We start from the raw sequence: 7,693 nt of genomic DNA on the forward strand, positions 1-7,693 counted from the left end.
GGCATTTATCATTGTCTGGCTACCAATGTGGGTTGATTGACTTATGAACATAAAACGTCAACAACACCTAGTCAAATTCATTCTCTCTATACGCTGATAAAGCATATCGCAACAACTAACAATTTAATATATGACCCGAGATAGCCTTAAAATTCAATCGCTACAATATCCACAACTGACTGATACGATAATTTGTATGTACTAACTATAGCTGAATCACAAAAAAGAATATAACTGGAGAAATTATGAGAATAGGAATTGATGATATAAGTCTTTACGTTCCTGGATTTTTTCTTCCCCTTGCAACGCTGGCAAAGGTTCATAATATTGACCCCAACAAATACTTACTTGGCATTGGCCAAGAAAAAATGGCAGTGCCTCCTCCTGACGAAGATATAGTCAGTATGGCTGCAAATGCTGCAAAACCACTTCTTACACCATTGGTAATGGAGTCGATATCAACTGTTATCCTTGCAACCGAAAGTGGTGTTGACCAGTCAAAGTCAGCAGGCCTTTTTATCCACGGCATACTTAACCTACGAGCAAATTGTCGAGTTATAGAATTCAAACAAGCCTGCTATGGAGCTACTGCGGGGCTACAAATGGCCTGTGCTCTAGTCAACCAACGTCCCAATGAACGAATATTAGTAATTGCTAGTGATATATCTTGTTACCAACCTAATACAGATGCTGAATGCACCGAAGGTGCAGGTGCCATTGCCATGATTGTCAGCCAATCACCCCGCATTCTCAATATCCATCCGTATCAGGGACGCTACAGTTTCGATGTGATGGACTTCTGGCGCCCAAACCAACATAAGATGGCTTTTGTTGATGGAAAATTATCCATCGAAATGTATTTGGAATCTCTAAAACAAACTTGGCAAAATTACCGCCTAGATGGTGGATTACCTCTATCATCCTTGCGTCATCTATGCTTCCACCTACCATTCACTAAAATGGCACAAAAAGCTTTCTCAATTTTTGAAGCCATTGAGCCGAAAGCGGCGAAAGATATTGGTCCACAAAGCTACACAACCAGCCAAATATATGGGCGTGACATTGGGAATTGCTATACAGCCTCTCTTTACATAGCACTACTCTCACTTCTGGAAAATAGTACTGAAGACCTCTCCGAACAAAACATTGGTCTGTTCAGTTATGGTTCAGGTTGTGTCGGTGAGTTTTTTTCCGCCAGTGTAGTCAAAGGCTACAATACACATCTACGAAAAACTGAACACCACCGCTTACTGCAGAGTCGTCATGAACTAAATTATGAACAATATCTCGTGTGGTTTTATCAGGATATAGATCCTCAAATTGGTTCCTATGAATTGCCACAATTGACCTGCGGACGATATCGCTTCAACGGTTCTAAAAACCACTGCCGACAATATGAAAACTCCCAGCAATCACAAAAGGGAAATTAAATTATGCAAGGAATACGATTAGAGTGGGTGACTAATCAGATAGCATGCCTAACATTAAATAAACCTGAGCGAGGCAATGCACTTAACGAAACGTTGATGAAAGAATTCAGTGGCTACCTACAGCAATTAACCAGCAATCTAAATTTACGGGCGCTTCTCATACAAAGCACAGGTAAGCATTTCTGCACAGGAGCGGATGTTCATTGGCTGAAACGAAGCCTGAATTTCAGCACAGAGGAAAACATTCTCGACGCTAGACTTTTGGAAAGACTACTACAACAACTCGACGAGTTCCCCGTACCAGTCTTAATGATTGCCAAAGGTGCGGTATTTGGAGGAGCTTTGGGACTACTCAGCTGTGCTGATTATGTTCTGGCCTTAGAAGACACTCGCTTTTCTTTTAGCGAAGCACTTCTGGGACTAGTACCTGCCATAATAAGCCCATATGTGGTAAGAGCCATCGGTTTGCGTCAAGCCCGTCGCTATATGCTCACTGCAGAAGTTTTTGATGTTCAACAAGCCATAGAATTGGGTCTAGTCCATCAACAAGCTTCTGAGTCCAATCTGGACGAACTCCGAGATAATTGGATAAAGTTGATACAAAAAACTGCTCCGCATGCATCACGAAAGATCAAGTCCATGCTCACACGATTGAGCACACAGGATGGTTTACATAACGAACAACAAACCAACATTCAGCTCACGTCTGAAATTCGTACTTCTTCCGAAGGCCAAATGGGGCTACGAGCTTTCCTTGAGAAACGTCCTCCCCCCTGGAGCTAAATGGTTATATGAACCACCAAGGCAATCGAACCTAAAATTCCTTGACAAGGATTTAATATCATGAATTCATATGGGTTTAGGGTTCTGTCATATTACCCACTTATCAGCATTATCACTGTATCGATTTGTGCGGTCATCCTTAGCTGTAAAGGGGTTGATGCCATTGAAGAAGAAAAAAGATTGGTTCAGACAATTTCTGGATCTCCCTAGTCATAATACCTTTAATGATGAGATAACTCGGCTTAATCCACAAAAAGTTATAGTGGTATATTGAATCCAAACACTTCAAAAGATTGCTAACCTTATTTAACACAACAATGAAGTATGACCATGAAATTGAAACCAGCCAAACGCTAATATTCCGTTGAATTTAAGCTCGACGGGTTGGGCGATGGAATATGGCCTTTGTACGTTTTAACGCGTGACTAAAAAAGGTAACCATTCACCAGCCCCTACTTGGCTGTGAAAAAACGACTAACAAACCAATTTTTATTGGTCAATGGTATGTCGGTGAATGGTTGCCTAGGAGTAAGTATGCAAACAAAGAATAATTTTTTTTACTTTAAGGAAATTGTAAAACTAGCTACACCAATTTTAAGTGTACGCATTCTCTATATCGCTGTGGGTTTTATCGGTATGTTGTTTATTGCTCATCTTGGCAAGCAAGAACTGGCTGCTAGTGCATTAGTAGCTGCATTGAGTAACACTATAATGGTTGTTGCCATGTCGCCGTTGCTAGCTGTCGGTATCACTGTTAGTCGTTATTATGGACAGAATGAGCTTCGCGAGATTGGCATGGAAATCCGGCAGGCTTGGTTGATTAGTATCGTTCTCGGTGTTATTGGTTCGTTGGTATTCTGGAACTTAACGAAATTGTTGGTATGGCTGCATCAGCCTATTGAGCTAGTGCCGCTGATTGACCCTTATTTTCGCGCAATGGCATGGGGTGTAATTCCTTCTTTACTATTGGCAAGTTGTCATCAAATGTTTTTTCCTCTTAAGAAGGGATATCTTGTCGTAGTATTAAGTGCACTGAACTTGGGTTTCACGATATTGCTTGGCTATGCTTTAATTCATGGTTACTCGGGTTTGCCTACATTGGGTATGGCTGGCTGGGCTTATGGTATATCAATTGCTAACTGGACTCTCGCGATTAGTGTTTTTATTTATTTATACTTTTCCAAAAATTTCACTAATTACCACTTGTTTGATTTCAAGGTGCTATGGGATCCAGCACGATTGGTGGTTTTTTTTCAGATTAGTTTCCCTATTACAATACAGTTTGCCAGTGAATTACTGATTTTTAGTACGATTAACATTATGGTTGGTTGGCTCGGTGTGGGTGCTTTGAGTGTTCAACAGATATTGATCCAGTGTTCTACCGTAGCTCTAATGATCCCTATGGGAATCGGTCAGGCGTGCACGATTTTAGTCAGTTATACGGTTGGCAATGGTGAATATAATCTGATAAGAAAGATTGGTCATGTCGGTCTGGTACTAGTATTCAGCTGCATGATAGCTATCGCAGTTGTATATTTGCTAAATCCACTTGCGATTATCGGTTTGTATCTCAATCTGGGGGCAGAAGAAAATGCGGCTCTGATAGAGCTGGCGAAGGTCATGCTGGTTATCGTTGCTTTTTCTCAAATTGCTGATGCTGTGCGTAACTTACTGATGGCAGTGTTACGTGGTTTGCGTGACGTCTGGTATCCGATGTGGGTTAATATGGGATTGCTCTGGATATTCGGCCTTCCTGTTTCTTATTTGCTGGCTTTTCCTTTAAAACAAGGTCAGCAAGGTATCAATATTGGCTTCCTTATTACATTTTTACTCGGGGCAATCCTGATGATGGTGCGGTTTTTTCGTAAAACTGCCGATATGGAACATGGCAACATATCAGGCAAATCGATCAATAATTAAACTTGTCAAATGCCTTGACATATCATAACAGTGAAACCCTTATATTTCTCATAGAGGGTGAGATATGGACAAAGTTGATGTCTATTGTCGTTACTGTCACAAATGCTGAATTAACATATTAAGTGCAATCGGCGGGATTAAAAGGGTGACGTCTATTGTCGTTATTGTCACAAATCAGAACATGTCAAAGGGCATGGAAAAGGCAATAGCGGACATCGCTGCTATACCTGTTGTAAGGTCTTTCAATTGGAATACACCTATCAATCGGTGTTAAAGAGCAGATTGTCGATATCGCGATGAATAACGGGGGAATTCGTGACACCGCTCGGATCCTGAAAGTCGCCACAGCCACCGTCATGAAAACATTAAAAACCTCACGCCCCGAAACGTAACGACACTTCCTCTTGATGGAAAGAACATATCGCGAAAAGGCTTCTGGCGACTGAAATTAACCCGTCGTAAAGACCAAATTGAAGGGACTCAGGGACTTTCTCTAGAAAAACCTGAATACACCTGACAAAAGGCTTGTCCTGACCATCGTCATCAGGGTGATCAAAGACTGGATAAATTATCACAGTATTTCTGATAACCAGAGACGAGTCGGGCAATTTATCTATCAAAGCAAGCGGGTACTCTACAGATGGTTCAACCGGAAGGGAGGACGTCGGGGGCTAACGTGGGAAAAGCTGACTCTGATCCTGAAAGTGCTGGGTTATCCTTCAAGCTGGAAAGTCCATTCAATGTTCAATTCTTGTTGAATAGGTGTGACGACTTGGGTCTGTCGGGAGCCGGATGCGGTAGTTCTGCACGTCCGGTTCTGAGGAGGGGTCTGCCTGGGTGACTGGGTAGGTCTACTCACCAGCAAGGGTCGTTTGTGGGAAACAAGAAAAACCAGCGCTGGTTTTGGTATGCTTGGGAACCCCGTCTGAAGCGAATAATAGCCCATGTTTTTGGCGATCGCAGTAGAAAAACGTTAGACAAGCTCCTGGCCCTCTTATCGCCCTTTGATATTCGGTTTTATTGCACGGATGATTATGTTGTTTATGACAGCCTTCCCGAGAAAGAGCACCTGACTGGAAAGACGTTTACTCAGCGTATAGAGAGAACGAATTTAACGCATCGTACCCGAATCAAAAGGTTGAATAGAAATTAAAATCTTAGGAAGTACACGATAAAGTGATAGAAACCTTTATTGAACATGAACATTATTTTGAATACCCAACTCAATTATTTAATACATGACCAATTATTCTGGTCATATATACTCAACTTATAATAAAGAGGGATTATGCAGTTTAACTCAGTGGATAAACTCATTAATGATAATATATTCATTAAATTTAATAAGTTCTGTAACCATACCGACCTCTTTGTTAAAGTGGAAGGAATGAATGTCGGTGGATCCATCAAAATGAAAACGGCTATTTCATTAATCACTGATGCTATTGAAAAAAAAGAATTATATAAAACAAAACGATTTATTGAGTCCAGCTCCGGCAATCTTGGTTTGGCATTAAGCGTTATAGCCGCTTCAAAAGGATTACATTTTACCTGTGTAGTTGATAAAAACACTTCCGCACAGAACATTAAAATGATGCGCGCGTTAGGCACACATGTGATCATTATTGAACAAAAAGACGTACAAGGCGGTTATCTAGCTAATCGTTTGGCTTATATCCGCTCCGCTATCGAAAGCGATCCCGGTCTAATTTGGCTAAATCAGTACCAAAATATGGCTAATCCGGCAGTGCATTTCGAAATGACGGCTAAATCTATTCTGACCGAGTTCAATAAAGTTGATTATCTGTTCATTGGAGCCGGTACCACGGGCACTTTGATGGGTTGCGCTAATTTTTTTCGCCGTTACTCCCCTCAAACTCAGTTGATTGCCGTTGATTCTATAGGTTCCGTTACTTTTGGTACTTCTGGTCAGACCCGCTACCTGCCGGGGTTAGGTTCTAGCGTAAAATCACATTTTTTTGATAATAATCAAGTTGATATGATGATCCAAATCCCTGAAGCGGAAACCGTGATCAGTTGCCGAGATATCGCACGTCGTTTCGGTTATCTGGCTGGAGCCTCAACTGGCACCGTGCTAGCTGCCGTGAAACGCGTACAACCTCAAATTGGAAAAGATGCCATTGTGGTGGCGATTTCACCCGATATGGGTGGTAATTATGTCGATACAATCTACAACGATGAATGGTGCGATCTCACTTTTGGTACAAGTTGGAAAATGATTGAAAAAATATTTATATAAGAGGAATAAAATATGCCTGACCAACAAATTCATTTTGAAGTGATTACTGGTGATTTTATTAGTAAAGTTATCTCCGCTTCTCGACGAAATATTATCGATCTGATTCGCCAGAGCTATCTGACCCATCACCAAGATAAAACTGAAAACCCTGATAGCTGTTTTTTGCGTTTTAAAAATAAGCCAGAAGCAAGGATAATCGCACTGCCAGCGGCCATTGACAACCCAGACACTGACATCTCCGTTTCTGGAATCAAGTGGATCGCCAGCTATCCGCGTAATATTGAAGCAAACCTGCAACGCGCTTCAGCCGTGATTTTGCTAAATGATTATGAAACAGGATATCCATTTTCATGCTTGGAGGCTTCCCAAATCAGTGCAGCGCGTACTGCAGCTTCTGCGGTATTGGCCGCCAATCATCTTGGAGCAGCCGACAAACAAGCCAAAATGCTATCGATATTTGGTAGTGGTCTGATAGCCAAAACTATTCTGGCCTTTTTCAAAGACGAGGGATGGTTGTTTGATGAAGTGTTAATTCACGACATTTCTACAGAACATTGTGATTTTTTTATCAAAAATATCAGCGCGCAAGCAATCTATCCGGTACGTGCGGCTGTGGATCAAGCAGAGGCATTGACTGCCGACATCATGGTTTTCTCGACAACGGCAACATCTCCCTATATCACAGATGAAAGGACATTTTCACCTCATCAATTGATACTCAATATTTCCTTACGGGATTTATCTCCAGAAATTATTTACGCTAGCAATAATGTGTTGGACGATGTTAATCACTGTATGAAAGCCAATACTTCCCCCCATCTGGCCGAGCAAAAATACGGTCACCGCTGTTTTATCAACGGTACTCTAGCACAAATCATAAATGATGAAATAACGCTCGATAAAACCAAAGCAACTATCTTCTCTCCCTTTGGGCTAGGTGTACTTGATCTGAGTCTTGCAATGTTTATTTACCGTCAAAATCAACAGACATCCGGTCGGCATATTATTCCCAATTTTTTCTCTGATACCCAATGCTGGAATCTTTAATTAACCTGAGCTCGGGATAAGCAGAATAAAAAAGAAAGGAACTAAAAGCGGGTTCGGTGATCAGATCTTTTGACCAAAAAAGAAACTTTTCACTCAGGAACCCACTATGCATAATTTAGTCAACTTATTCTGCCATGTCGATGATTTTTGCCAGCACTTCATGCCCCAATGGCAAATATATTTGATTGAAAGTGGTGAGCGACAGCGGTTACGCCAAGGGAGGATGACAAGCAGTGAAATCATGACGATCATC

5 protein-coding genes and 4 pseudogenes are annotated in these 7,693 nt (G+C 41.4%); all 9 read left to right on the forward strand.

The genetic code is table 11. The annotated features are described in order from the left end of the window. Window positions 1–245: 245 nt before the first annotated feature. The gene (locus tag H8A87_RS14555; RefSeq protein ID WP_198690668.1) at window positions 246–1,430 is read left to right on the forward strand and encodes a hydroxymethylglutaryl-CoA synthase; all 1,185 of its coding nucleotides are present in this window, start codon (window positions 246–248) and stop codon (window positions 1,428–1,430) included. Between the two features lie 3 nt (window positions 1,431–1,433). After that, window positions 1,434–2,213: an enoyl-CoA hydratase-related protein gene (locus H8A87_RS14560; RefSeq protein WP_198690669.1), complete on the forward strand. Its 780-nt coding sequence runs from the start codon at window positions 1,434–1,436 to the stop codon at window positions 2,211–2,213. Between the two features lie 534 nt (window positions 2,214–2,747). After that, entirely contained in the window at window positions 2,748–4,133 is a 1,386-nt protein-coding gene (locus H8A87_RS14565) for an MATE family efflux transporter (RefSeq protein WP_198690670.1), read from the forward strand. Between the two features lie 141 nt (window positions 4,134–4,274). Further along, window positions 4,275–4,554: pseudogene (locus tag H8A87_RS20640) on the forward strand (transposase); the annotation flags it as partial. Continuing rightward, window positions 4,555–4,891: pseudogene (locus tag H8A87_RS19960) on the forward strand (group II intron reverse transcriptase/maturase); the annotation flags it as partial. A 101-nt stretch (window positions 4,892–4,992) separates the two neighbouring features. Beyond that, window positions 4,993–5,294 (forward strand): annotated as a pseudogene (locus tag H8A87_RS14575) (IS1 family transposase); the annotation flags it as partial. A gap of 142 nt (window positions 5,295–5,436) precedes the next feature. After that, window positions 5,437–6,393 (forward strand): 2,3-diaminopropionate biosynthesis protein SbnA, encoded by a 957-nt coding sequence (gene sbnA / locus H8A87_RS14580; protein WP_332460379.1) that lies wholly within the window; start codon window positions 5,437–5,439, stop codon window positions 6,391–6,393. A 12-nt stretch (window positions 6,394–6,405) separates the two neighbouring features. Further along, a complete protein-coding gene (sbnB, locus tag H8A87_RS14585; RefSeq protein ID WP_198690674.1) occupies window positions 6,406–7,440 on the forward strand; it encodes a 2,3-diaminopropionate biosynthesis protein SbnB in 1,035 nt (344 codons plus the stop codon). Window positions 7,441–7,546: 106 nt separating this feature from the next. Then, window positions 7,547–7,693, forward strand: a pseudogene (locus H8A87_RS20645) (IS982 family transposase); the annotation flags it as partial.

It is taken from the genome of Xenorhabdus lircayensis, from assembly GCF_016306625.1.
Taxonomy (GTDB): domain Bacteria; phylum Pseudomonadota; class Gammaproteobacteria; order Enterobacterales; family Enterobacteriaceae; genus Xenorhabdus; species Xenorhabdus lircayensis.